Origin of the sequence: Mucilaginibacter sp. SMC90, from assembly GCF_022811725.1 — a bacterium.
Classification (GTDB): domain Bacteria; phylum Bacteroidota; class Bacteroidia; order Sphingobacteriales; family Sphingobacteriaceae; genus Mucilaginibacter.
This window is the reverse complement of record NZ_CP094527.1, coordinates 5,096,327-5,118,213: the sequence shown is the minus strand read 5'-3', so window position 1 is coordinate 5,118,213 and position 21,887 is coordinate 5,096,327. Positions and strand designations below refer to the sequence as shown.

Sequence of the window (21,887 nt, the reverse complement as noted above, 5' to 3'; positions counted from 1 at the left end):
GACTTAAGACTTCCATCTAATCCTCCGGCTTTTCCTTAGCATCAGCCATCCTTACTATCCTCGGCTGAAAGCTTGCCAATACATCAACCAAATCATGCTGTGCGGCCATTACGGTATGGATATCTTTATACACCATCGGTGCCTCATCAAGATCGCTTCCCATCAGGGTGATCCGTTTAGCTACCAGGTTGGCGGCAACCGCTGCCGGATCGACAGTTTTAAAAGCAGCGCTTCGGCTCATTAAACGGCCTGCACCGTGTGATGCCGAATTGATGGAAGTCGCATTGCCTTTTCCACGGACTACAAAACCCGGTGTGCTCATACTCCCCGGAATAATACCCAATACGCCTTCGCCGGCTGGAGTGGTGCCTTTTCGGTGTACCATTACTTCGGTACCATCGGCAAGCTGCTCTTTCCATGCAAAGTTGTGGTGGTTCTCGATCATCATTACCGGTTTAAGGTTAAGCGCACGTGCTATCTTGTTATGGATCTCATGGTGATTGGCGCTGGCATAATCGCCGGCCAGGTTCATGGCAATCCAATATTCCTGTCCCTCGTCGTTATCTAAATTTAACCATGCCAAATGCTTGGCTTCCTGCGGAAGTTTGGTTTTGCTCATGGCAATTTTTGAGTAATGGTCGGCAATACTACCTCCAAATCCTCGTGAGCCGGAGTGCGACAACAAAGCCAGGTAAGTACCCGCCGGGATGCCTTCAAGAGCGCCTTCGGTAACCGTAAGTTCGCCCCATTCCACAAAGTGGTTACCGGTTCCTGATGTCCCCAACTGGGCATAAGCTTTATCCTTCAGGTTACGGATTACCTTGGTTTCGCTCCATGTCGGTTTGTCAAACAACGAAGTATCAAAATGCGTTTTGGTAACCCCGCCGATACCGAAGTTGGTATGGTTAAGCAAAAAACCTTTAAGCATATCAGTTTCGGTATCAACCACACCGGCAGGCAAATCAAAAATGCTCAAACACATTCGGCAGGCAATATCCACCCCAACCGCAAACGGAATAATGGTATTGGCTGTTGTTGCCAGCACGCCGCCAATCGGCAATCCGTAGCCCTGGTGCGCATCGGGCATTAAAGCTCCTGCAACGGCTATGGGTAATTTAATCGCGGTTTTCATCTGTGCAAGCGCGCCCACCTCAATATGCTCAAGACCGTAAACCGGGAAATCAGCAATCTCCTGTTTCAGGGCAAAGGTAGTTCGTGGCTGTTTCATGAATTTACCTTCTTTTCTCAGGTCGATCACAGCTTCGGCCAGGTTCTTAAACTTACCGCCTTTTTTAAGGGCGTAAGGCATCGGGTCGTCAATAAGGGCTTCCAAATTAGCCAGGATCTGGGCTTTATCCATTACGCCATGTTTTAACAGGCCGTTGGCCACACGGCTAAAGTTCTCTAATATTTTTACGTCGTTAATACCTAATGCGGTGAGTTCGTTGTTGCTTATTTTTATCTTTTCCATAGCGCTTCTGAACCTCCGTCAATTGGCGGAGGGGTTTCTTGATTAGCTGCTTTTGTTATTTAATGATACAAAGTAAAATTGCAACTGCGCAATGTATTTGCGTAGTGAAAAATAATTTAATAATATTATAAAAAAATGGATATGCCTGTGTATCGACTCACCCCGACATCGCTGCGCTTGTCGACCCTCTCTCCGGCTTCGCCGCAAAGAGGGTAAAGAAAAATATTGGGAAACAAAACTCCCTCTTTCCGCCGAAGGCGAAGAGAGGGATGCCCAGCGAAGCGCAGACATGGTGAGTAGTCGCCGCATGGAAATTAAAAAATAAATAAATCCGAGATCGAACATCCCAAATCCGAAATCAAAATATGCCCGTAAACCGCAACGCCCTTATCCGCTACCGAACCATTGATAGTTGCCTGCAAAACCGCCGCAAACAATGGACACTTGACGACCTGATCGAGGCCTGCTCCGAAGCTTTGTACGAGTACCAGGGTATCGACAGTGGGGTTAGCCGCCGTACTGTGCAAGCCGATATAGAGATGATGCGCAGTAACAAACTGGGATATGAAGCGCCCATTGTGGTGGTCGACAAAAAATACTATACCTATTCGGATAAAAATTACACTATCAGCAATATCCCGCTTAATAACCAGGATATGCAGGTGCTGAGCGAGGTGGCTGGTTTGCTGGGCCAGTTTAAAGGCCTGGGCCATTTTGCCGATCTTAATGAAATGGTAACCAAACTGGAAGATAAGATCTATAGCCAAAAAACACACAGCACGCCTGTGGTTGATTTTGAAAAGAACGATAACCTGAAAGGTTTGGAATGGATCGAGGTCATCCGCAAGGCAATTGTAGCTAAGAATACGCTTTGCATTAAATACCAGTCATTTAAGGCAAGGGAGGCCAGTACGTTTTGCTTCAGCGCTTATTTACTGAAGGAGTACCGGAACCGATGGTTTGTGCTTGGAGTAAAGAATTTAGGGAATAAACAATTGCTTACACTGGCGCTGGACAGGATCCAGACTGTTGAAGTAGACGCTGATGTGTATATTGAAAATACACAGGTTAACCTCGCTACCTATTACAATGATGTGTTGGGCGTAACTAAGTCGGCAGGGCAGCGCGATGTTGAGGTAACTTTTTGGGTAGACGATAAAAACGCCCCGTATGTTATTACAAAACCTTTGCATCACACGCAAAAAATATTAAAGGTTACAGCAGACGGGACGATATTCAGTATAAAAGTGGTCATGAATTTTGAACTTGAACGCGAGCTGCTTGGCTTTGGGCCTAAAATGAAAGTGCTTGGCCCTCGGATATTGGTTAAGCAAATGAAAGACCTGTACCGGAAATCATTGGAGCACTATTCGGGTGATAGTCCTATCCCGCAGGGGAGGAATTTAAGTAGTTTGTTGAACTCTTGAGAAATCGCTCAACTTAAGCCGAAGAAAAGCACGGGCTTGTGCGATTCCCCTCTTGAGAGGGACGGGGGCTTTTCTGCTTTGTTAAGTTATCCGTATAAAACAGCCCGCCACCGCGCCTTTCATCCGCGCCCCCTCTCAAGATGGGAGTTTAAAAAAGTTGCTATTGGCAATTTAATAAGGATTAATTATTTATATTAATACCATTATGTTAACTGAAAAAGAAACCACCAGGCTAAGTAAGTTTTTAAGCCTGGTATTACGCCACCAACCCGAATTGATAGGCATTAAGCTTGATGAACATGGATGGGTTGCTGTTGATGAATTGCTGCAGAAAGCAGGTGTAAATGGTAACATCATAACGCCCGAAGCATTAAACCATATAGTTGAAACCAACGCGAAAAAGCGTTTTGCGTTTGATGATACCCGGCAAAAGGTCCGTGCCAGCCAGGGCCATTCTGTTGAAGTGGAGCTTGGTTATGAAGCACAGACGCCTCCTGATGTGTTATATCACGGTACGGGAAGCCAATCGGTTGAAGTTATTTTACAAACGGGGCTCGAAAAACGGAGCCGGCAACATGTACACCTGAGCAGTGACCTGGATACAGCAGTAAAGGTTGGCCAGCGCCATGGTAAACCAGTAGTGTTAGCTGTTGCGGCAGGGGAGATGCACCGGTTGGGACACAAGTTTTACCTATCGGAGAATAAGGTATGGCTTACTGACTTTGTACCAGCAGATTTTATCGAAAAGCAAACCTCTTAACCCAGGATAACTCCGAAATCGAACATCCGAAATACGAAATCAAAATTGACATTTTCTTGACTTTTGTACCAAGTTAGTCGAAACTTTATTTTTCAAAACACTTGCAGTACTTGTAGCAAACCTGTTACATTTAGGAAAATTATAAACTGAAATGCCAAAACACATCCTAATTATTTACGTATTGGTTGCCTGCTGTATCATGGGCATTATGATCAACTCATTTGTAAAATGCTGGTTAAGCAAAAGGGCTGAACAAAGGCGGATGCTGAAGCCTGTTAACCGTTCCTAACTGTTTAAAACTTTAAGCGGGTGGGCCCTGTGATTAAAGCGGGGCCTGCCGAAAAACATTATCCCCATTTTGCCTGCCAGCATCGCTAAAAATGTTTACCAGGCTCAAAATGTCGGTATTTAAAATTCCCGCAATTAAAATAAGTCGCTCAAGCGTAAGAGCGGTATATCCCAATTCAAGTTTGCTGTAAGTGTTTTGAGAAATACAAAGCTTACCAGCCATATACTCTTGAGAATAATTGCTGTTTTCCCTTAGTTTTCGGATGTTATCTGTTATTAACCTGAGCTTGATCCTGATATCTGCACGAGGTATGGTGATTTTTGTCATATTTCTTTTTAATATAAATTATATCCAATTACGATATTTTAGGGGTGTTGGATTTTACTAAATCCTCAAATTGGTAAATGTTATATTTTGGGTGGGTTAAGTTTAAGATACAGATTATCAACCTGGTAAAATGCATTCATTGAGGCTCTTTCAGTAGTAAATAGCGTAAAAACCGCATTGCCAAAGCGTATAATCACTATATAAAGGGGGGATTTTTATCCTCAATTTTATCTTCTCTAATTAAAGACAACTAACCAGCGAGATCGATTTGTGGTTTTCCTATGCCAATAGACAGGCTTTTTTTCAGAATATCTATGCAAACGAATCAACATCAAATTATATAAACCTTAAATTACAACCTATGTCTTTTTTATCAAACCTTTGGGACCATGTGAAATCCCTGTTCCACGGCGCTTCGGACGTTGTACATGAAATTATTACCGCAGCCGACAAAGTTGCTAATGGTATCAAAAACCTTGAAGAAAGCCAGGCCGGCCAGTTTTTGGAATCAACACTTGAAACCCTGGTGCCGGCATCGGGAGTGATTGTGAATGGTATTAAATTGTGGCTGCCTAAAGTAGTCACCGATTTGAATTGGGCTGTACAGGAAGATGGCAAAACAGATCAGCAAAAGATAGCTGATGCTGTGGGTTATTTAGCAAAATTGAAAGGAGTAAACCCCGATGCTTATGCCAGCCAACTAAACACGTTAAATGCGCTTATCCAAAAATGGATGTCGGATCAGCAAGGTGCCGGGCTTAATATTCAGCAGGCCCTTACTATAAGCCAGGTAAACCATAACCCCGACCTGGTTTCGGCTTAAGAATGCTGCTGCAATGAAAACTTACGAAGTTTGAAAAACTTTGTAAGTTTTCACCTTTCACCTTTCACCTTTCACCTTTCACCTTTCACCTTTCACCTTTCACCTTTCACCTTTCACCTATTCCGATTTTTTGATGATCTCTCTTACTATATTGTCAAGTTCAAGGGCCGAAACGGTGATGAATTTTACCAGTTCGGTAGCATCGGGATCGTGATTAAGGAGATCTCCCAACAGGTCGGCAAGGCCCATGATGCGGGCAACGGGAGCACGCACAATATGGGCCTGGGTCCACGCAATTTCTTTTAACTGAATGTTTTGCTTTTCAACAGCGCTTATGTGTTCCTTTAATTGGGTCACATCCCGTTCAATTGAGATCCAATGGGTTGTTTTACCAGTATTATCTCTAACCGGCGACACTGATTTACTGCTCCAGTATCGTTCGCCATTCTTTTTGTAATTAACAACTTCAACTTCAAAAGGCCCGTTACGTTCAAAGGTGTCAATTAGTTCACCAGTATCCGGCAATGGATTATTAGCGCCCCACAAAATATCGATAAAGGTTTCGGTAACTTCCTGTTGACTGTACCCTGTAATATAGGTAAAGGCCTCGTTTACGTATACAATTTTTCGCTGCTGCATACTATTGGGCTCGGCCTCAACTATTACTACTGCATCGGTAGCATATCGCAGTGCCGATTCTGTGATCCTGAGCCATTGTTCTTCCTCTTTTTGGCGGGTAATATCCTGCATAGCCCCTATAACTCTTATAGGTGTACCAGTAGCAGGGGCCCTGACAATAAAAGCCCTGTCAAACACATGTTTGTATTGCCCGTTGGCACATAAAAATCGATAGCTTAATTGCAGGAGCGTGTCGCCGTTTTTTAACGCTTTGTTTATTTGTTTGATAATTAAGTCAAGGTCGGTGGGATGAAGTTTATCCTTGAACCATTTGCTAACGTTCTTGACCTCATTTAACTGGTGTCCAAAAATTTCGCGCATGCCGTAATTGTACAGAATAGCATCATTAGCTATATCCCAGTCCCATATGGTATCGGTAGTGGCACGCGCAACTGTTTCATACCTGTTATTGCTTTGCTGCAGCCCGTTAAACAACATCGGGAGCAGTATAGCCATTACGGCACATAATATCACGAGGTTCACGGATACAGCCACCCATGATCCTAAAGTATATTGCAGGCTGATGCCATTTTTTAATAAGTGAAAATGGATACAAATGCCCACCGAAATGCAAATAGCAGTGTTAACATAAACGGTAAAAAACGGATATTCGCCATGGAAAATCAGCAAACAGAATAGGGTAATGGCCAAAAGGTAAACCAAGCCGGGGCCATACCAGCCAAGATAGTAAAGCAAGCCTATTGCCAGTGTATATAATAACCCGATAAACCATGCTTTACGCACCCTTATGCTTAAGCCAGGTAGCAATGCAGACGCAGCAATACTGATAACTATAAATACATCAAAAAAAGCAAGGTTGTACAAATTGGTCGCTATGCTCATGTAAACACCCGGCACCAATGCAAAAAGAAACAGTGGAAACAAGTAAAGCATCATGGTGGCAAATAACCTGTTACTCCAATAGGGAAGGCCGTGCAGTTGAGCCGAATTACCCGAGCAGTTTTTAATTATGGTAGTTTTGTATACCTGCCAGATATTCATCAGTTTTTTATTATTACACTGATGTTGAACGATCTGTTATTTTGTTGCCGAATAAAGTGCGCAAAGTACAATGCAGAGATAGTGTAGGGGAAAAAATCAGGCATAGGGTATAGGGGGATGTCAGTTTACTAAGATATTAAATAAACATACAGGTTGTACGCGCTTTTGGGTGGTTATGTAACAATGTAATGTATATTTAATTAAATTCTTGCTATGAATACTCATAATGAGATATTTATGGTGTTGAATTGTTTGTGGCTCATCTGTTTGCCTGACATTTAATGTTTTTTTGATCGTGTAAAATTATGAAAAGGATACTCATATTGGTTTTTATTCTTATTGGTAGTGCTTTTATTGAAAATGCATCGGCTCAGCAAACCGGCAATAAGCTTCCTCGTTTACTTATACGGCTGGATGATATTGGCATGAACCATTCAGTAAATATGGCTATGCTCAAGGCTGCACAAACAGGCATGCCTTTATCGGCTTCTGTGCAATTTGCGTGCCCATGGTACCAGGAGGCGGTTGAAATATTAAAGCAATATCCAAATGTTACGGTAGGAGTGCACCTAACACTTACATCCGAGTGGAAAAACTACCGCTGGGGGCCGGTGTCGGGGCGTACTGCTGTCCCGAGCCTGGTTGATGCAAATGGGTATTTTCCGCAATCAACAAGGGCATTTGCCAAAAACGGGCATAAGCTTAGCGAAATTGAAAAAGAATTGTCTGCACAAATTGAACGGGCGCAAGCATCAGGATTAAAAATAACTTACATTGATCCGCATATGGGCATAATGCTTTCAACGCCCGAATTGCGTGCGCTTACCGAAAAGCTGGCACATAAATATAAACTGGCCATATCAACCTTAAGTAGTGTAACCTATTTTGGCGAAACTTATAAAGAAATGTGGGGCGAACCCATTGCCACAAAAAAGGAAGCATTTTTAGCTTATGTGGGCAATCTAAATCCCGGCAAACCAAACATGATGGTACTACATACGGCTACACCAAGCCCCGAAATGGATGTACTGGTTGATATGAACAGTAACATGATGAATTCAAAAGATGGTAAGCCGTTAACCAGTATACATCGCCAAACTGAGCTTAATGCTTTGCTTTCGCCCGAGTTTGCAGCAATGAACGGCAAAAAGTTCCAGCTCATTAATTATGATCAGTTGCTTGCAGGTAAAGACATCAGCATTCTTAAAGCGGTTGATAACAAATAGATCATTTATTTTTTTGAAACCGCTATTATAACAACGCCGCCAATAACAAATAACCCGCCAAGGTAGGGCGGCCAGTTAACCGTTTTTTCCCGGTCGGCCGATACCTGTATAGGTCCCGCGTCAATGATCTTTTCTTTCTTGGTATAAGTAAAGCCTGTCCAGATGAGCATGGCTGCACCTGCAATGATGAGCAAAATCCCTATGGTTTTATTCATGATTTTATGATTTGTTATTTAATGGAATAACATTTTATGCCTATTTGTTTTGCGCCTGTTAACCGGGAATGTATATATAGTTTTTTTGCGTCCAACTTTTTTTTAGATTAGAAGCCAGAACCCGGAACTTTGTACCGCGAGTTGAACCTTTTGCTAACAGCCTGAAAATTAGTTACCGTAGATGCAAGATGATTTTATACTGGAAACCATATCGGTTACCAAAAACTTTTTTGGAGATAAATCTTCGGGGGTTAATAACGTTACCATTTTTATTCCTAAAGGGAAGGTAACGGCTATAGTTGGTGAAAGCGGCAGCGGAAAAACTACTTTGCTCAACCTGTTGTATGGTACGCTGGAGCCCGACCATGGCGAGGTGTTTTTTAAAGAAGAGCAGGTGCTAAGCAGACAAAGAGGAATTCAGCATGCTCATAAGGCTATGCGTATGGTAGCACAGCATGATAATGATCTTGATCCGCGCATTTCGGTATGGGACACTATAAGTGAGGGGCTACCGGCCGAAGATCAAAGCCATGCTATACATCGTGTTACCGAGGCGTTGAACCTTTTAAATATCTATCCCCTTAGGGAGATGCCTTTCGGTAAATTAAGCGGCGGAGAAAAGCAACGGGTTACAATTGCCCGGGCGCTAATAAGCAGGCCCGAAGTTTTGTTGCTTGATGAGCCTTTTAACCAGGTTGACGCCACATACCGCGAAGGGCTGCAACACGATATAAGATATATAGTAAAAGAATGGGGAGTTACTGTAGTACTGGTATCGCATGACCCCGCCGAGATCCTCTCTATGGCCGATGAATTGATTGTGCTTAAAGAAGGCGAGATAGTGGAGAATGGCAGCCCCGAACAACTATACCATTCGCCAAAGTTATTGTACACTGCTCAAATATTGGCCAGTTGTACCCGCCTTACATCAGCTCATGCAAAAGTGTGCGGTATAAAAAGTAAGCGTAGTATTGTGGTAGTTTACGCCGAACATATTAAAGTAAGCAGCCTTGGCAGTAAGTGGCTGGTGAAAATGGTATTGTTCAAAGGCTTTTTTGAGGAGCTTATTGTTGAAAAAGAGGGTATAACTTTAAGGGTGCTCAATTACGACAGGCGCAAATACCCGGTTGGCAGTAAGGTGGGTATTAGCATCGGTAAGTATTTTGAGTTTGGAAAGTGGGAGAGTTGAGACCTAATCCGCTCACTTCGCTACGGCCAATTCTTCGTTTTTTACTTTTCTATACTTTGATAAATTGATCAGCAATACACTGCTTAATATCACAATCAATCCTGTAACTTGTATCAACGTTACATGCTCGCCGGCAAAAATTACTCCAAGCAATACTGCTATTACTGGGTTAACATAAGCATACGTGCCAACTTGTGTTGCTGGCTTCACCTGTAAAAGCCATACATAGGCACTAAATGCGGCTATAGATCCAAATACGATAAGGTAGGCTAAAGCATACCAGCTTTGCGCGGGTATAGCATTCCATTGAACTCTTTCAACTTCGTTGTTTAAAAAACTTGAGGGGATGAAGACTATGCCGGCGGCAAGCATTTGCCAGGCTGTATTTACAGATACCGAGCCTTTTGTATTGTAATGTTTTGAATATAAAGAGCCCGAAGCCCAACCCAGTGTACCGAATAAAAGCAATAGCATTCCGGGCAGTTTAGATGCCCCGCCTGCTGATTCAAACACATCCTCAATCTGGTCGCGAAATAGGAGTAGCACCCCAATAAAACCTATTATAAGCCCGGTAATAGTACTTTTACTCTTGAAATTAGTGCCCCAGTTTGGTTTATCGAGCAATACAAACCAAATTGGCGGCGATGTTACCATTATGGCTACCATAGCACTTGGCAAAGTTTGTTCGGCCCATATTACTGCACCATTGCCTATCACAAGCAATAGAAAACCACTTACCGCCGCATGCAATATATTTTGTTTTACAAAAATCTTTTCGCCCTTAATTGCACACCACACCATTAACAATAGGCCTGCTGTAAAAAAGCGCAATGCTCCCAGCAATAATGGCGGAAAGCCGGCAACTGCCATTTTTATAAAAAAGTAAGTAGAGCCCCATACAATGTAAACTATAGCAAAGGCTATAACAACTAATACAGGTGATGCAGGTTTTGTGGTTGCAGGTGTCATGGCATATTTATTTTTCGGGTATAACCAATTGTTGTTGTTCTTTTACTGTTTCGAGCACTATGGTGGTCCGGGTGCTTAAAATTTTAGGAATTTTGCTGAAATAGGTACGTATCAGGCTCATGAGCGATGCCGAATCATAAGTGCGTACCTTAACAAGGTAACAATCATCGCCGGCTATACAATGTACCTCCTGTACCTCGGGAATTTTGGCCAGCTCCCGCGATGTTGCTTCGCTTCCGGGCCCATCGGCTGCTTTCATAAAAATAAAGGCCACCATTTTTTGTTGCAAAGCCAAAGGGTTAATTCGGGCTGTATATTGTTGTATTACATTTTTTTGTTCAAGCTTTTTTACACGCTCCAATACTCCGGAAGGGGCCATACCAAGCTCACGGGCAAGGTCGGCATTGGAGATGCGGGCATTTTCCTGCATTAATCGGAGGATATGCAAGTCGGTTTTATCTAAGAAAATCTCTTGTTCGATTGTCATACAGTAAAATTGAGTATAAATAGAATAAAATTCAAATATTTTTAATTAAAATGAATTTAATTCTACAATTATGTGTTTTTTATGTTTAAACATCATTTAGTCTACCCTGCTTTAAGGCGGCTGAAATTGCTTGCTCTTAATAAAATGAGGCTTTTAGAAGTTTTTTTTAATTTTTTAAAATGTTTTTAAATCACAATCGTCTTTATCTTTAAAAGGAAAAGAAATTGACAACAGCGATAATGCCCCAGGACAAAAACAGCCATATCATACAAACAATTGCGTCGTATGGTAAAAGCCTGTTGGGATTTATTCGCCGGAGGGTAAAAAACGATGCCGACGCCGAAGATATACTGCAGGACGTTTGGTACCAGTTTAGCGCTGTTATTAATTCTGAACCGATTGAACAAACCAGCGCCTGGCTATACCGGGTGGCCCGGAATAAAATAACTGACAAGCATAAAAAAAAGACGGAAACCCTGCTTGATGATATGCTGGCCGATGGTGAAGATTATGACGATGAGGCACCGGACTTTAAAGCCATACTCCTTACAGAAGCTACCACTCCCGAAACCGAGTATTTGCGCAACCTTTTTTGGGAGCAGTTATTTTTTGCGCTGGATGAATTGCCCGAAGAACAAAAACAGGTATTTGTTTGGCATGAGCTTGAAGATATCCCCTTTGAGGAAATTGCCAAACGTACCGGGCTAAATACCAACACACTGGTGTCAAGGAAACGTTATGCAGTAGTACATTTACGTAAGCGACTTGCCCAGCTTTACAAGGAAATTTCTGAATATTAAAAATTAAGACATTATATAACATGAAACCATTTTTTTATAAAAGGCGATTTTTTTTCATCCCCCTTGGGGTGATCGCCTGCCTGGCTGTGATCAGCTTTGTTGTGATGCAGTTGTGGAACAACTTATTGCCTGATATTTTACACGTAACTGCTATTACTTACTGGCAAGCCATGGGCATATTTGTACTGTGTAAAATACTATTTGGCTTTGGCAAAGGCGGCCCTAAAGGCGGTGGTGGCGCACCGTGGATGCGTGGGCGCATGGCCGAACGTTTTAAAAATATGAGCCCCGAAGACAGAGACAAGTTCCGCGCCCAATGGGAAGACCGCATGTGTGGATGGAAAGGCCGCGGGCCAGGCAGGTTTGGCCGTGACTGGGATGATTTTAACACTACGGTTAACGAAGAGAAGAAAGCTGAATAAGCCATAGGCTCACCCTTTCACTATCGTTTTAAATTTATCTACCTAAAAATAAATTACAATGGATGTATTGGTATTTGCAACAAGCGTACGGCAACGCCGGCAGGTAAGCCGGGTACAAAATTTATTAACCAAAATACCCGCCGTAGCCCAATGGAACTTCGATCTTGAAGACTGCGATAATATTTTACGCGTGGAGGCCAAAGACGTTTCGCCACGCTATATCGAATCGCTGTTGCAAAAGGCCGGCATCCACTGCCAGGAACTCGAATATTGAATAAGCTACGTGAATTTTAATTATTGACTGTTTGATAGCCCGGCTTATTTTTTTGCCGGGCTGTTTATTTCAATCCAGTAGCCATCCGGATCCTGGAAGTATAGCTGCAATACACCATCGCCACGGAAAGTTGGCTCCTTACTATCGCCTTTCCAGTTTGAATAGGGGATATTCATCTGTTCAAGTGTTTTCGCAAACTCTGTTACCGAAGAAACTGTAAAGCAAAGATGTACACCTTTAACTTGTTTTTCGTTACGTTCGGCTTGTATAACATGGAGTTTTACATTGTTGCCAAGGCTATACCATTGGTGTACGGTATCGGCAAACGGATTGTTCACTTTTTTGAGGTGTAAAACTTTGGTGTAAAATTCGGTGCTTTTTTTTAAGTTACTAGTAGTAATAGCAATGTGGCCAACCACGGGCGAGATATCGGTACCGCTTTGGGCTTTGCATGCTATTGGTAAAAATACAGTTGCAGCCAGTAACAGCGCCGTGATTTTGGCTGTTTTAATGAATATTGATAAAGAGTTCATATTTAGGATTGGTAATTTAAGTGCCTAAAGATATAGGTTTAGTATTATGGTTAAAGTAATACACAAATAAATTACACAAACACAATTAATGAAAACTGAATATCAATTTTTCTTCTTCATGATTAATACAGTCGGTGTTGTGGATATTCCAGTCATTGATATCAATAAGCCCCGCATGGGTTTTATAATGGTTGTCATCAACAGGACATTTAACCACGTATCCAATATCTTTAATCAGCACAATTATTGGTCTTGCACCGCAAATTTTACAGCAGTTACAATTAACCGACCCTGGTATATTTATATAACCCCTCATACTTCATCTGGCGTTTAATTAAATCTTTTTGCGATTAGTTATCAGGTCGTTCAACTTATGAAGGTGTTTATCTAATATTATCCAAAAAAGCTATGATTAGTCTTTTTTGGAATAAAATCCTCCATAAAAACATAATACGTATAAAATGGACTTTAGGTTACAGTAAAGCCGTTTTATTGTAAGTTTTGGGGTAAATAATTATTTGTTCTTAATTTACAGGGGAGTAGTGATAAATTTAAACTCTGTAAAGCAGCTATGGAACAAAATAAACTATATAACAATTATACGGGCAAAAGCGGTAAATGGTTGCACATAGCTACTGTTAGTGTTTTATGGTTCGGTTTAATTTTGCAGATAGCTATAGCTATACCAGATTACTTACAAAAAGGACGAACCCCTGGGGGGACGTTGGTACAGTTATTTAGTTATTTTACAATACTTGTTAACTTGCTTGCCGCCATATGCCTCACCGCATTATTTAATATTAATAGCCGTTTAGGAAAGTACTTTTTTCAACCCATTGTTTTAAGTGCCATCGCTTTATATATTACGATAGTAGGATTGGTTTATAACCTGATATTGCGTGGCTTATGGCATCCCGAAGGTTTATTCAGGCTTGCGGATGAGTTGTTACATTCTGTAAATCCGGCTTTGTTCGTGTTGTACTGGGTGTTATACGCGCCGAAGGCAAATTTAAAATGGATGCAGGCATTAAGCTGGCTTTGGTTCCCGTTTATTTATTCGGTGTATGTATTTATTCGTGGAAGTATCAGCCATTTGTATCCTTATCCTTTTCTTAATGTAGATAATTTGGGAGTATCTAAGGTTGCCGTTAATTCATTGCTGATGCTTATCGCCTTTCTGCTCATAGGCTTTTTATTTGTTTGGCTCAACCGGATCGCAGTTAAGCGTCGACCCTGATTGTTTCTTAGTCTGATATTACTTACTGTAACATTCCTTTTACCACAGTTATAATTTTGTCCTAATGGCATGATAAGTGAATAGATATAAATTATATCTATTTAAAACTATAAATCATTTGCTATGAAAACCACTGTTTCACGCTCAATTGCATTGTTAATATTAGCAGCAATGGGTTTTACAAGCTGTTCGGCCGAATACCGGGAACGCCGCAGGCATCGCCACGATGAAAGGGTTCGGGTACACGAACGTGTAGTTATACATAACTAAACACAAGTAAATACAACAAAACAGGCCATGCATATCGCATGGCCTGTTTTGTTTATGGCGATTAAAACCGTTTTTTTTATTAAAAGATCAATCGTTCCAAAGGTGCTTGTGGTAAAGATTATTTTCCAGTTTGTTTTTAATAAAAAGGTCGTCTTTATGCAAAATGCAATCGCTGTGATTGATGTCTTCTTCAGAAGTAACCTTAATGATACTTCCTGATATCTGTTCAACTATGCTTGATAGTGTGAGGATCTCTGAGTCGGGTATTTGAACGGTTAATATTGCCATGGTAGATGATGTTGATTTTTGATAATTCAAAAATATGGCAATAAAATTTACCTTATGTTTTACGAAAGTAAAATTTAAATAACCTTTATTTTACAAATGTGTCAACAATATTAATTGTCGGTTTTAGTTACAAGTACCCAGTCAACAATTGTTTTGGCATCCCCGGCTTTTATTTTGTTAACAGTATTTTCTGATAACCCATGATACGGTTTTGTGATCTTATTAACGCCGCCCGGATAACCACCGCCTAACGCAAAATTAAGGATGATGAATTTTTTGTTATCAAAAGCCCAGCGGCCATATTTTTCAACCATGGTTTTAGTTACGGTATAAGTAACCTTGCCGTCAACCTTAAAAACAAGGCTCTTCGGCGACCAATCAACCGAATATATATGCCATTGAGTTACATCAATGCCGGCAGGAAATGATACGCGTTTCACAAGCGGTGTATCACCAAAATAACCGGGCCCGTGTAAAGCATGGCTTACCCAGCTTGAGTCACCCACGGTTTCCATGATATCAATTTCGCCGCAATCGGGCCATTTACCGTTACCTAACGCCCAAAACGCAGGCCACAAACCGGCACCCGAGGCCATTTTCATTCGGCAGGAGGCTGTGCCATATGTGAATTCCATTTTAGCACGGGTATTGATACGGCCCGAAATAAAATCGTATTTATGTTGCTCTTTACTTGTGAAGCCCGGTGCATATAAAGCCTTTAGCACTAAGGCACCGTTAGTAGCCCCTTCGTCTTTTCCGTCGATCATATAAATAGTTGCTGCCGAATCAACGTAAGCCTGCTGCTCATCATTAACCGTATTGCCCGTAACTTCAACATTCCATTTGCTTCTGTTTAGGCCTGGTTTGCTAAAGTCTTCAAAGAAAACGGTATCAGTTTTAGGCTGCTTTTGTGCAAATACCTGCGATGCAGTTAAAAGTGCCGCCGGTAGCAGCAGATGTTTTAGTTTCATTTTATGATGATGTGATATTATTATTTAAAAGTATATAAATTGGAAGATACGAATTTAGTATTTATCAATTGAGATCATATTTTTACACTATTTCAGTTGAAAATTGAAGCACACAGTGACAGATAAACAGCATAGGGAATCTCAATTGACCTTACTATATTTGTTCAAATACTTGTTTTGGGGCCATGCGTAATAACGTTGCGGGTTTATATTTCAGGTCGAAAAAAATTTCACTGATGATGCTGGCGGTAACGGCCATCATTTGCTCCAGAATGCAATTCTTTTTTTTCAATGACCCTGAAGGCCCAAATGTCTTAATAGTTGCGGGCCTGGCGCTTGCTATATTTTTGCTGTCATGGGTGGCATACAGATATGCCCCATTGAAAATAAACGGCTTTAAAAGACTTTCAGCGGCAATTTGTATTCAAATTTTATTGCTTATTGGTCTGTATTTTTGCATGAAGTAATTTCTCATGAAGGCCAGGAGATGTCATTTCACCTTCAAAGCCTACCGGATTTAAACATTCAACATAACAAGTTATAAATCTAAGCCTATTGTTTCCTTTTAGAATATTACCCTCCAATTACCTTTACTTTTTTAAATTGCAGTCTTATACGTATTTATATGCACAGCAGTGGTTTTTTGAAAGTGTTAGCGGTCATCGCGTTTGTTAGTTTATTGTTTGATTGGTACATACACTCCGGCCTCAAAACCTTAACCGCCGATTGGCAATCAAACTTGTGGAGAAGCATTATTTTATGGGCATACTTAATAATATCTATAGGTGTAACTGTCTTGTTTTTATTAGGTTTTGGCGCTTTTAGCACGGCAAGCGGCATGCGTCCGTTTCACGAGTGGATGCTGAGTTTGTTCCTGACATTTTTTGTTACCAAGCTGGTTTTTGTAATTGTACTCTCCCTTGGCGACCTGGGACGGTTCTTTGTCGGTTTATTTAATATCATCAGCCGTTCGGGTAGTACAAATGTGCAACCTGTATTTCCCGGCAGACGTAAGTTTATCAGCGAAATAGCAGTGCTGGTAGCTGCTGTACCTTTTACATCGTTTTTTTATGCCATGTTTAAAGGTAAGTATGATTATAAGCTGCATAAAACCACGCTTTATTTTGAGGACCTGCCGGATGCCTTTGATGGATTTACAATAACCCAGCTTTCGGATATCCATTCGGGTAGTTTTGACAATACCGGGGCTATGCAGCGCGGTATCGACCTGGCCAAGGCTCAAAAAAGCGATCTGTTTGTTTTTACCGGCGACCTGGTGAATAACGCAGCATCAGAGATCGAACCATACATTGACAGGTTTGGACAAATCAAAGCTCCATATGGCCAGTTTTCTATTTTAGGAAATCACGATTACGGTGATTATATCCATTGGGATAGCGACCACGAAAAGGCGGCTAACCTTAATAAACTCAAACAACATCATAAAGATTTAGGTTATCGCCTCCTGCTTGACGAAAATGTTACTATTGAAAAAGGCGGTCAAACTATCTCCCTCATAGGTATACAAAACTGGGGAAGGGGATTTATACAAATAGGCGATCTGAAAAAAGCGCTTCAGGGGGTGCCAAAAGATGCGTTTAAAATACTGCTTTCGCATGATCCTACTCATTGGGAAGAGCAGGTACGTTATAACCCAACTACCATTCATCTAACTTTGTCCGGCCACACTCATGGTGCTCAGTTTGGTGTCGAGATCCCTGGTTTTAGATGGAGCCCGGTAAAATACCGTTACCTTGATTGGGCTGGTCTTGCTAACGAAAAAGATCGGTATTTGTATGTGAACCGCGGTTTCGGCTTCCTGGCATTTTCGGGCAGGTTGGGTATTTGGCCCGAGGTTACGGTTATTGAATTAAAGAAAAAGGTTGCATAACCTCAAAAAAGTTGGTTGTTATTTATGGCAAGGTTTTTATGCACTATTGGGCGTATCTAAAACTAAAATTATGGCAACTAACAATATGAAAAAAATAGGTAAAAACCCGCAAGTTCAGTATCAGGATAGCAATGCCTGGGAAGTGATGAGGCCTTTTGTACATTTTGGTATTAAAGCAGCCGGCGCTATAGCCCACACGCTGATCTATATTGTTAAGCATATTCCAAAGCCCGATTCATTTAAAACGCCCGAAAGAAAAAATAATAAGGTGATTAAAATAAGAACGGTAAACAGGTGATGGGTTTTACCGTTTTTATACCTATGTAAAATACCGTGTTTTAACGGATTGCGGCAGCGTTTTTTAATACCGAGATTTAGGCGTTGGTTAAAATGCATTCATACAAAGATGCCATTATCTTTAACAGGCTGCTAACGTTGCCTTTCTATATTGAAACATATTTAAAACCTAAACCTTAACCTTGTAAGCACCCGCCCGTTAGGCGGGTGTTTTTTGTTTATACCAGTTCAAATTAAAAAGCGTTCTGTAGGCGGCTTTGTTGTTTAAATTGCAATTTGTATTTACTTTCACGCCTCAATGAATCATCTGCTTACCGGTTACAAAACGTTTCAAAAATTAATACTTCCGGCACTATTATTTTCTGCTACATTATCAAAAGCACAGGTTTTTGGTGGTAACCCGCCATCAATAAAGTGGAAGCAGGTAAATACCTCATCGGCCAGGGTAATATTTCCGGCCGGTTTGGATTCGGCGGGTTTGAGAGTGGCCAATATTGTTCAGCAAATGAACGGTTTTGTGCGGCCGACAATTGGTTTTAAGCAAAAACAGATCAGTATTGTATTGCAAAACCAAACCACTGTTGCTAATGGCTATGTGGGGTTGGCACCATTCAGGAGCGAATTTTATTTAACCCCCGACCAAAATAGTTTCGAAATAGGCAGCTTGCCCTGGCCTCAGCAACTGGCTATTCATGAGTTCAGGCATGTGCAGCAGTACAATAATTTTAATGTAGGGCTTTCGCGTTTGCTCCGTATAATTTTTGGCGAGGGTGGGCAGGCGCTGGGTAACGACCTCGCAGTACCTAACTGGTTTTTTGAAGGCGATGCCGTATTTAACGAAACCCTGGTAAGCGAACAGGGCAGGGGCAGGTTGCCTTATTTTTTTATGGGATACAGGGCATTATGGGCTTCAGATAAAAACTACAGCTATATGAAACTTCGCAACGGCTCATACCGCGATTATGTGCCTGATCATTATCCGCTGGGTTATATGATGGTGGCTTATGGCCGTGAAAAATATGGCAGTGAATTATGGAAAAACGTAACACATGACGCCGCCGCTTACAGAGGTGGTTTTTATCCTTTTCAGGGGGCTGTTAAGAAATATACCGGCGAAAGTTTTAAAAGCTTCTCAAATAATGGCTTCAGCTATTTTAAACAGCAATTTGCCGAAGATGATGATCAACCACTTGCCGAACGCAAAAGGCACTTTGATGCCAACAGGCAATACCCCGCCTTTGTGAATGACAGCACCCTTATTTACGCCGAAAATACCTATGATCATTTACCTGCTTTCATCGTCAAAACGGGTAGCAGGGAGACCAAGTTGAGCACCCGTTCTTACTCATTAGATAGCTACTTTGATTATAACAACGGTAAAATAGTTTATGCGGCTTATCGCCCCGACTTACGCTGGGGGTATCGTAACTACAGCGAATTGATGATGCTTGACACAAAAACAGGGCAGGAACACCGCATTACTTCAACAACAAAATACTTTTCACCTGCTTTTAGCACTGATGGTAAACGTATTGTTGCTGTACAGGTTGGCCCGTCAGGCACAAGCCAGCTGCATATTTTAGATACTGCCGGGAAAGTGCAGCGGGAAATCCCCAACCCGCAAGGCCTGTTTTATACTTATCCGAAATTTTATGGCGAAGATAAGCTGATTTCGGCGACTCGTGATAAGGAAGGGAAAATGGGTATCGGCCTTACAGAAATTGCTACCGGTAAAACAGCTTATTTAACGCCGCCGAGTTTCCGCCCTATAGGTTTTATCGCCCTAAAAAAAGATACATTATACTTTACCCAAACCGACGGGAAAAACGACCGCCTGTTTGTAATGATGCCAGGCAATAAAAGCGTTTTTGAAATGCTGCCCACAGGTAATTATACCGGTTTAGGTTATTATCAACCGGCAGTAAACGACAATAAATTAGCCTGGGTTGGCTTTACTGCCGATGGTTATCAAATAAACCAGGCCAATAAAAAAGACTTGAAATGGATAGCTGCCGGTGACGGTTATGCACGCTATCTGCCCGATTTTGGTATTACAGCGCTCAAAAATGATTCGGCATCAAATTTGGTTGCCGGGATTGCTAACAAACCTTTGCCGGTTACCAATTATTCAAAAACGCACGGCTTATTTAACTTTCACAGTATCATCCCTAACATCAGCGATCCTAATTATTCGTTTGCTATTACGGGCGAAAATGTGCTGAATACATTTCAATCTGAAGTGTCTTTTGATTACAACACCAATGAGGGATATAAGCAATTTGGCTTTGATGCCATATACGGCGCTTTGTTCCCCTACATTTCGGCAGGTGCTGATTACACACTTGACAGGAGGAGTTTTTATAAAGGACAGTACGTTTATTGGAACGAAACCGCCGTGCATGGTGGTTTGCGTGTGCCACTAAACTTTAGCGAGGGTAAACGTTTAACCTCTCTTACGTTTGGAAGCGATTTGTATTTTAACAGCATTAATTTTCAGCAGGCTTACAAAAGCAGTTTTGCCGACCGTTCATATAGTTACCTGAATAACTATATCAGCTTTAGCAACCAAACTCAGCAGGCGCAGAAAAATATTTATCCGCGGTTTGCACAGAGCGTAGGGCTTAACTACAAATCTGCTGTTTCGGGTTCCGGGGCAACGCAGTTTTTAGCCACAGGAAGTTTTTATTTTCCAGGTTTATTCGTGAACCACAATTTTGTTATCAGCCTGGCGCACCAGCAAAAAGGCAAGGATAATGTGATCAGTTTCTCTAACGATTTTCCTTTTTCCAAAGGTTATACCGCCGAAAACCTGGATAACATGAACAAAGTAGGTTTAACATATCATTTACCAATAGCGTATCCCGACGCAGGTTTTGGTAACCTGTTTTACCTGTTGCGCCTGCGCGGGGCATTGTTTTTTGATTATACCCATGCCAACGCCTCCAACTTTTTTACCGATGGCAGCAGTTTTAAACAAAATTTCAGATCGGCAGGAGGTACCCTGTATTTTGATACTAAATTCTTTAATCAGAACAGCATCACATTCGGCATCAGGTACGGCAGGTTGCTGGATGAAGATTTTTTTGGAGGAACAGGACGTAACAGGATAGAACTGGTTTTGCCGGTGACGTTTTTTTAGAAGTAGCCTAAAAAGAACCGTCATTGCGAGGAACGAAGCAATCGCGAACTATACAGGGTGGATCTGCCAATCGGGGATTGCTTCGTTCCTCGCAATGACGACTTTTTATATTGCGTCGTTTTAAATACGCTTCAACTATTTGCCAGCCTGATCAGTTCCCTAACCCGGTCAACGCCGGTAACATCAATGCTGTATTCGTCGCCGGCTTCGGCGCTCATCATGATACTTTCGTTATGGAACTTCATTTTACTCGCAACCTTGATCCTTGCTGATGAGTGAACTTCTTTTACTCCTGTAAAATGGATCAAATCGGCCACGTTGGCTTCACTTACACCACTTCCGGGCATAATGCTGATGCGGTCTGCCGCTTGTTCAACAAGGCGGTTTAAGTTGCTGGCACCTTCAATAGCAGTACTTTTGCCTCCAGAGGTAAGGATTCGTTCGCAACCCATTTCAATAATTTCTTCAAGGGCCTGGTGCTGATCTGCGCACATATCAAAAGCGCGATGGAAGGTTACACCCAATCCCCATTGCCTGGCGAGGCGCACCATTTCGGTACAACGCTCTATATCTATGGTGCCATCTTCTTTTAAAATACCAATAACAACCCCATCACATCCGGCATCAATACAATACCTGATATCGGCCAGCATAAGCTGATATTCCATGTTATTGTACAGAAAATCTCCTCCGCGAGGGCGGATCAATACGTAAAGTTTAATATGGAGCAGGCTGCGGGCCATTAATATGGTGCCGTGCGATGGGGTGGTGCCCCCTTCCTTTAAATTTTCGCAAAGTTCAACACGTACTGCGCCGCCCTCCTGGGCCGCCAGGGCCGATGTTACCGAATTTGCACAAACTTCGAGCGATACGGGTTGATACATTTTTCTTTTATGTTTTTT

Annotated in this window: 25 protein-coding genes; 14 read left to right on the top strand and 11 right to left on the bottom strand. The window is 41.8% G+C overall.

Annotation, left to right across the window (positions count from 1 at the left end):
• Nucleotides 1-16 precede the first annotated feature (16 nt).
• On the bottom strand, nucleotides 17-1,471 hold the full coding sequence (locus tag MTO98_RS21450; RefSeq protein WP_243481030.1) for an RtcB family protein: 1,455 nt from the start codon (nucleotides 1,469-1,471) through the stop codon (nucleotides 17-19).
• Between the two features lie 365 nt (nucleotides 1,472-1,836).
• Between MTO98_RS21450 and MTO98_RS21445 the strand changes: the two genes are divergently transcribed.
• Nucleotides 1,837-2,898, top strand: coding sequence for a YafY family protein (locus tag MTO98_RS21445; protein ID WP_243481029.1), 1,062 nt, complete (start codon nucleotides 1,837-1,839; stop codon nucleotides 2,896-2,898).
• 205 nt (nucleotides 2,899-3,103) lie between these two features.
• Nucleotides 3,104-3,658 carry an RNA 2'-phosphotransferase gene (locus MTO98_RS21440; protein WP_243481028.1) on the top strand — a complete coding sequence of 185 codons (555 nt, stop codon included), beginning with the start codon at nucleotides 3,104-3,106 and terminating at the stop codon, nucleotides 3,656-3,658.
• A gap of 322 nt (nucleotides 3,659-3,980) precedes the next feature.
• Here MTO98_RS21440 and MTO98_RS21435 read toward each other — a convergent pair whose 3' ends face one another.
• Nucleotides 3,981-4,274 (bottom strand): helix-turn-helix domain-containing protein, encoded by a 294-nt coding sequence (locus tag MTO98_RS21435; RefSeq protein WP_243481027.1) that lies wholly within the window; start codon nucleotides 4,272-4,274, stop codon nucleotides 3,981-3,983.
• 361 nt (nucleotides 4,275-4,635) lie between these two features.
• On the opposite strand from MTO98_RS21435, the gene MTO98_RS21430 reads away from it, so the two are divergent.
• Complete coding sequence (locus MTO98_RS21430) at nucleotides 4,636-5,097, top strand: hypothetical protein (RefSeq protein ID WP_243481026.1); 462 nt, start codon at nucleotides 4,636-4,638, stop codon at nucleotides 5,095-5,097.
• Between the two features lie 117 nt (nucleotides 5,098-5,214).
• Here MTO98_RS21430 and MTO98_RS21425 read toward each other — a convergent pair whose 3' ends face one another.
• Nucleotides 5,215-6,777 carry a PAS domain-containing protein gene (locus tag MTO98_RS21425; protein ID WP_243481025.1) on the bottom strand — a complete coding sequence of 521 codons (1,563 nt, stop codon included), beginning with the start codon at nucleotides 6,775-6,777 and terminating at the stop codon, nucleotides 5,215-5,217.
• Nucleotides 6,778-7,082: 305 nt separating this feature from the next.
• Here MTO98_RS21425 and MTO98_RS21420 point away from each other — a divergent pair, with 305 nt between their 5' ends.
• A complete protein-coding gene (locus tag MTO98_RS21420; RefSeq protein ID WP_243481024.1) occupies nucleotides 7,083-8,003 on the top strand; it encodes a ChbG/HpnK family deacetylase in 921 nt (306 codons plus the stop codon).
• A 5-nt stretch (nucleotides 8,004-8,008) separates the two neighbouring features.
• Here MTO98_RS21420 and MTO98_RS21415 read toward each other — a convergent pair whose 3' ends face one another.
• Nucleotides 8,009-8,218, bottom strand: a complete 210-nt coding sequence (locus MTO98_RS21415; protein WP_243481023.1) for a hypothetical protein — start codon at nucleotides 8,216-8,218, stop codon at nucleotides 8,009-8,011.
• Nucleotides 8,219-8,399: 181 nt separating this feature from the next.
• Between MTO98_RS21415 and MTO98_RS21410 the strand changes: the two genes are divergently transcribed.
• Entirely contained in the window at nucleotides 8,400-9,407 is a 1,008-nt protein-coding gene (locus tag MTO98_RS21410; protein WP_243481022.1) for an ABC transporter ATP-binding protein, read from the top strand.
• Between the two features lie 12 nt (nucleotides 9,408-9,419).
• On the opposite strand, the gene MTO98_RS21405 is transcribed toward MTO98_RS21410, so the two are convergent.
• The gene (locus tag MTO98_RS21405; RefSeq protein ID WP_243481021.1) at nucleotides 9,420-10,376 is read right to left on the bottom strand and encodes an EamA family transporter; all 957 of its coding nucleotides are present in this window, start codon (nucleotides 10,374-10,376) and stop codon (nucleotides 9,420-9,422) included.
• A 7-nt stretch (nucleotides 10,377-10,383) separates the two neighbouring features.
• Nucleotides 10,384-10,863 carry an Lrp/AsnC family transcriptional regulator gene (locus tag MTO98_RS21400; RefSeq protein WP_243481020.1) on the bottom strand — a complete coding sequence of 160 codons (480 nt, stop codon included), beginning with the start codon at nucleotides 10,861-10,863 and terminating at the stop codon, nucleotides 10,384-10,386.
• Nucleotides 10,864-11,087: 224 nt separating this feature from the next.
• Here MTO98_RS21400 and MTO98_RS21395 point away from each other — a divergent pair, with 224 nt between their 5' ends.
• From MTO98_RS21395 to MTO98_RS21385, 3 genes are read left to right on the top strand one after another with little or no spacing between them, the layout of a single operon-like run.
• Nucleotides 11,088-11,663 (top strand): RNA polymerase sigma factor, encoded by a 576-nt coding sequence (locus MTO98_RS21395; RefSeq protein ID WP_243481019.1) that lies wholly within the window; start codon nucleotides 11,088-11,090, stop codon nucleotides 11,661-11,663.
• A gap of 20 nt (nucleotides 11,664-11,683) precedes the next feature.
• Nucleotides 11,684-12,085, top strand: a complete 402-nt coding sequence (locus MTO98_RS21390) for a hypothetical protein (protein ID WP_243481018.1) — start codon at nucleotides 11,684-11,686, stop codon at nucleotides 12,083-12,085.
• A gap of 58 nt (nucleotides 12,086-12,143) precedes the next feature.
• Nucleotides 12,144-12,359, top strand: coding sequence for a hypothetical protein (locus MTO98_RS21385; protein ID WP_243481017.1), 216 nt, complete (start codon nucleotides 12,144-12,146; stop codon nucleotides 12,357-12,359).
• Between the two features lie 44 nt (nucleotides 12,360-12,403).
• Here MTO98_RS21385 and MTO98_RS21380 read toward each other — a convergent pair whose 3' ends face one another.
• Nucleotides 12,404-12,892, bottom strand: coding sequence for a VOC family protein (locus tag MTO98_RS21380; protein WP_243481016.1), 489 nt, complete (start codon nucleotides 12,890-12,892; stop codon nucleotides 12,404-12,406).
• Between the two features lie 85 nt (nucleotides 12,893-12,977).
• Nucleotides 12,978-13,133 carry a hypothetical protein gene (locus MTO98_RS21375; RefSeq protein ID WP_243481015.1) on the bottom strand — a complete coding sequence of 52 codons (156 nt, stop codon included), beginning with the start codon at nucleotides 13,131-13,133 and terminating at the stop codon, nucleotides 12,978-12,980.
• A gap of 330 nt (nucleotides 13,134-13,463) precedes the next feature.
• On the opposite strand from MTO98_RS21375, the gene MTO98_RS21370 reads away from it, so the two are divergent.
• Both MTO98_RS21370 and MTO98_RS21365 read left to right on the top strand, forming a co-directional pair.
• Nucleotides 13,464-14,129 (top strand): Pr6Pr family membrane protein, encoded by a 666-nt coding sequence (locus MTO98_RS21370; protein WP_243481014.1) that lies wholly within the window; start codon nucleotides 13,464-13,466, stop codon nucleotides 14,127-14,129.
• 123 nt (nucleotides 14,130-14,252) lie between these two features.
• Entirely contained in the window at nucleotides 14,253-14,399 is a 147-nt protein-coding gene (locus tag MTO98_RS21365) for a hypothetical protein (RefSeq protein WP_243481013.1), read from the top strand.
• 87 nt (nucleotides 14,400-14,486) lie between these two features.
• Here the strand turns inward: MTO98_RS21365 and MTO98_RS21360 are convergent, their stop codons facing one another.
• Both MTO98_RS21360 and MTO98_RS21355 read right to left on the bottom strand, forming a co-directional pair.
• A complete protein-coding gene (locus tag MTO98_RS21360) occupies nucleotides 14,487-14,687 on the bottom strand; it encodes a hypothetical protein (protein ID WP_243481012.1) in 201 nt (66 codons plus the stop codon).
• Nucleotides 14,688-14,797: 110 nt separating this feature from the next.
• Nucleotides 14,798-15,658: a family 16 glycosylhydrolase gene (locus MTO98_RS21355; protein WP_243481011.1), complete on the bottom strand. Its 861-nt coding sequence runs from the start codon at nucleotides 15,656-15,658 to the stop codon at nucleotides 14,798-14,800.
• A 236-nt stretch (nucleotides 15,659-15,894) separates the two neighbouring features.
• Here MTO98_RS21355 and MTO98_RS21350 point away from each other — a divergent pair, with 236 nt between their 5' ends.
• The 4 genes from MTO98_RS21350 (at nucleotide 15,895) to MTO98_RS21335 (ending at nucleotide 20,985) form a co-directional block, all read left to right on the top strand.
• Entirely contained in the window at nucleotides 15,895-16,125 is a 231-nt protein-coding gene (locus MTO98_RS21350) for a hypothetical protein (protein ID WP_243481010.1), read from the top strand.
• Nucleotides 16,126-16,283: 158 nt separating this feature from the next.
• Nucleotides 16,284-17,549 carry a metallophosphoesterase gene (locus tag MTO98_RS21345; protein ID WP_243481009.1) on the top strand — a complete coding sequence of 422 codons (1,266 nt, stop codon included), beginning with the start codon at nucleotides 16,284-16,286 and terminating at the stop codon, nucleotides 17,547-17,549.
• Nucleotides 17,550-17,619: 70 nt separating this feature from the next.
• On the top strand, nucleotides 17,620-17,847 hold the full coding sequence (locus tag MTO98_RS21340) for a hypothetical protein (protein WP_243481008.1): 228 nt from the start codon (nucleotides 17,620-17,622) through the stop codon (nucleotides 17,845-17,847).
• Nucleotides 17,848-18,144: 297 nt separating this feature from the next.
• The gene (locus MTO98_RS21335; RefSeq protein ID WP_243481007.1) at nucleotides 18,145-20,985 is read left to right on the top strand and encodes a hypothetical protein; all 2,841 of its coding nucleotides are present in this window, start codon (nucleotides 18,145-18,147) and stop codon (nucleotides 20,983-20,985) included.
• A 131-nt stretch (nucleotides 20,986-21,116) separates the two neighbouring features.
• Here the strand turns inward: MTO98_RS21335 and MTO98_RS21330 are convergent, their stop codons facing one another.
• Nucleotides 21,117-21,869, bottom strand: a complete 753-nt coding sequence (locus MTO98_RS21330; protein ID WP_243481006.1) for a copper homeostasis protein CutC — start codon at nucleotides 21,867-21,869, stop codon at nucleotides 21,117-21,119.
• Nucleotides 21,870-21,887 lie beyond the last annotated feature (18 nt).

What these genes read in the sequence shown, in the direction of transcription:
- MTO98_RS21450 (WP_243481030.1), bottom strand. Translation starts at nt 1,471, where the DNA reads ATGGAAAAGATAAAAATAAGCAACAACGAACTCACCGCATTAGGTATT.
- MTO98_RS21445 (WP_243481029.1), top strand. Translation starts at nt 1,837, where the DNA reads ATGCCCGTAAACCGCAACGCCCTTATCCGCTACCGAACCATTGATAGT.
- MTO98_RS21440 (WP_243481028.1), top strand. Translation starts at nt 3,104, where the DNA reads ATGTTAACTGAAAAAGAAACCACCAGGCTAAGTAAGTTTTTAAGCCTG.
- MTO98_RS21435 (WP_243481027.1), bottom strand. Translation starts at nt 4,274, where the DNA reads ATGACAAAAATCACCATACCTCGTGCAGATATCAGGATCAAGCTCAGG.
- MTO98_RS21430 (WP_243481026.1), top strand. Translation starts at nt 4,636, where the DNA reads ATGTCTTTTTTATCAAACCTTTGGGACCATGTGAAATCCCTGTTCCAC.
- MTO98_RS21425 (WP_243481025.1), bottom strand. Translation starts at nt 6,777, where the DNA reads ATGAATATCTGGCAGGTATACAAAACTACCATAATTAAAAACTGCTCG.
- MTO98_RS21420 (WP_243481024.1), top strand. Translation starts at nt 7,083, where the DNA reads ATGAAAAGGATACTCATATTGGTTTTTATTCTTATTGGTAGTGCTTTT.
- MTO98_RS21415 (WP_243481023.1), bottom strand. Translation starts at nt 8,218, where the DNA reads ATGAATAAAACCATAGGGATTTTGCTCATCATTGCAGGTGCAGCCATG.
- MTO98_RS21410 (WP_243481022.1), top strand. Translation starts at nt 8,400, where the DNA reads ATGCAAGATGATTTTATACTGGAAACCATATCGGTTACCAAAAACTTT.
- MTO98_RS21405 (WP_243481021.1), bottom strand. Translation starts at nt 10,376, where the DNA reads ATGACACCTGCAACCACAAAACCTGCATCACCTGTATTAGTTGTTATA.
- MTO98_RS21400 (WP_243481020.1), bottom strand. Translation starts at nt 10,863, where the DNA reads ATGACAATCGAACAAGAGATTTTCTTAGATAAAACCGACTTGCATATC.
- MTO98_RS21390 (WP_243481018.1), top strand. Translation starts at nt 11,684, where the DNA reads ATGAAACCATTTTTTTATAAAAGGCGATTTTTTTTCATCCCCCTTGGG.
- MTO98_RS21385 (WP_243481017.1), top strand. Translation starts at nt 12,144, where the DNA reads ATGGATGTATTGGTATTTGCAACAAGCGTACGGCAACGCCGGCAGGTA.
- MTO98_RS21380 (WP_243481016.1), bottom strand. Translation starts at nt 12,892, where the DNA reads ATGAACTCTTTATCAATATTCATTAAAACAGCCAAAATCACGGCGCTG.
- MTO98_RS21370 (WP_243481014.1), top strand. Translation starts at nt 13,464, where the DNA reads ATGGAACAAAATAAACTATATAACAATTATACGGGCAAAAGCGGTAAA.
- MTO98_RS21365 (WP_243481013.1), top strand. Translation starts at nt 14,253, where the DNA reads ATGAAAACCACTGTTTCACGCTCAATTGCATTGTTAATATTAGCAGCA.
- MTO98_RS21360 (WP_243481012.1), bottom strand. Translation starts at nt 14,687, where the DNA reads ATGGCAATATTAACCGTTCAAATACCCGACTCAGAGATCCTCACACTA.
- MTO98_RS21355 (WP_243481011.1), bottom strand. Translation starts at nt 15,658, where the DNA reads ATGAAACTAAAACATCTGCTGCTACCGGCGGCACTTTTAACTGCATCG.
- MTO98_RS21350 (WP_243481010.1), top strand. Translation starts at nt 15,895, where the DNA reads ATGATGCTGGCGGTAACGGCCATCATTTGCTCCAGAATGCAATTCTTT.
- MTO98_RS21345 (WP_243481009.1), top strand. Translation starts at nt 16,284, where the DNA reads ATGCACAGCAGTGGTTTTTTGAAAGTGTTAGCGGTCATCGCGTTTGTT.
- MTO98_RS21340 (WP_243481008.1), top strand. Translation starts at nt 17,620, where the DNA reads ATGGCAACTAACAATATGAAAAAAATAGGTAAAAACCCGCAAGTTCAG.
- MTO98_RS21335 (WP_243481007.1), top strand. Translation starts at nt 18,145, where the DNA reads ATGAATCATCTGCTTACCGGTTACAAAACGTTTCAAAAATTAATACTT.
- MTO98_RS21330 (WP_243481006.1), bottom strand. Translation starts at nt 21,869, where the DNA reads ATGTATCAACCCGTATCGCTCGAAGTTTGTGCAAATTCGGTAACATCG.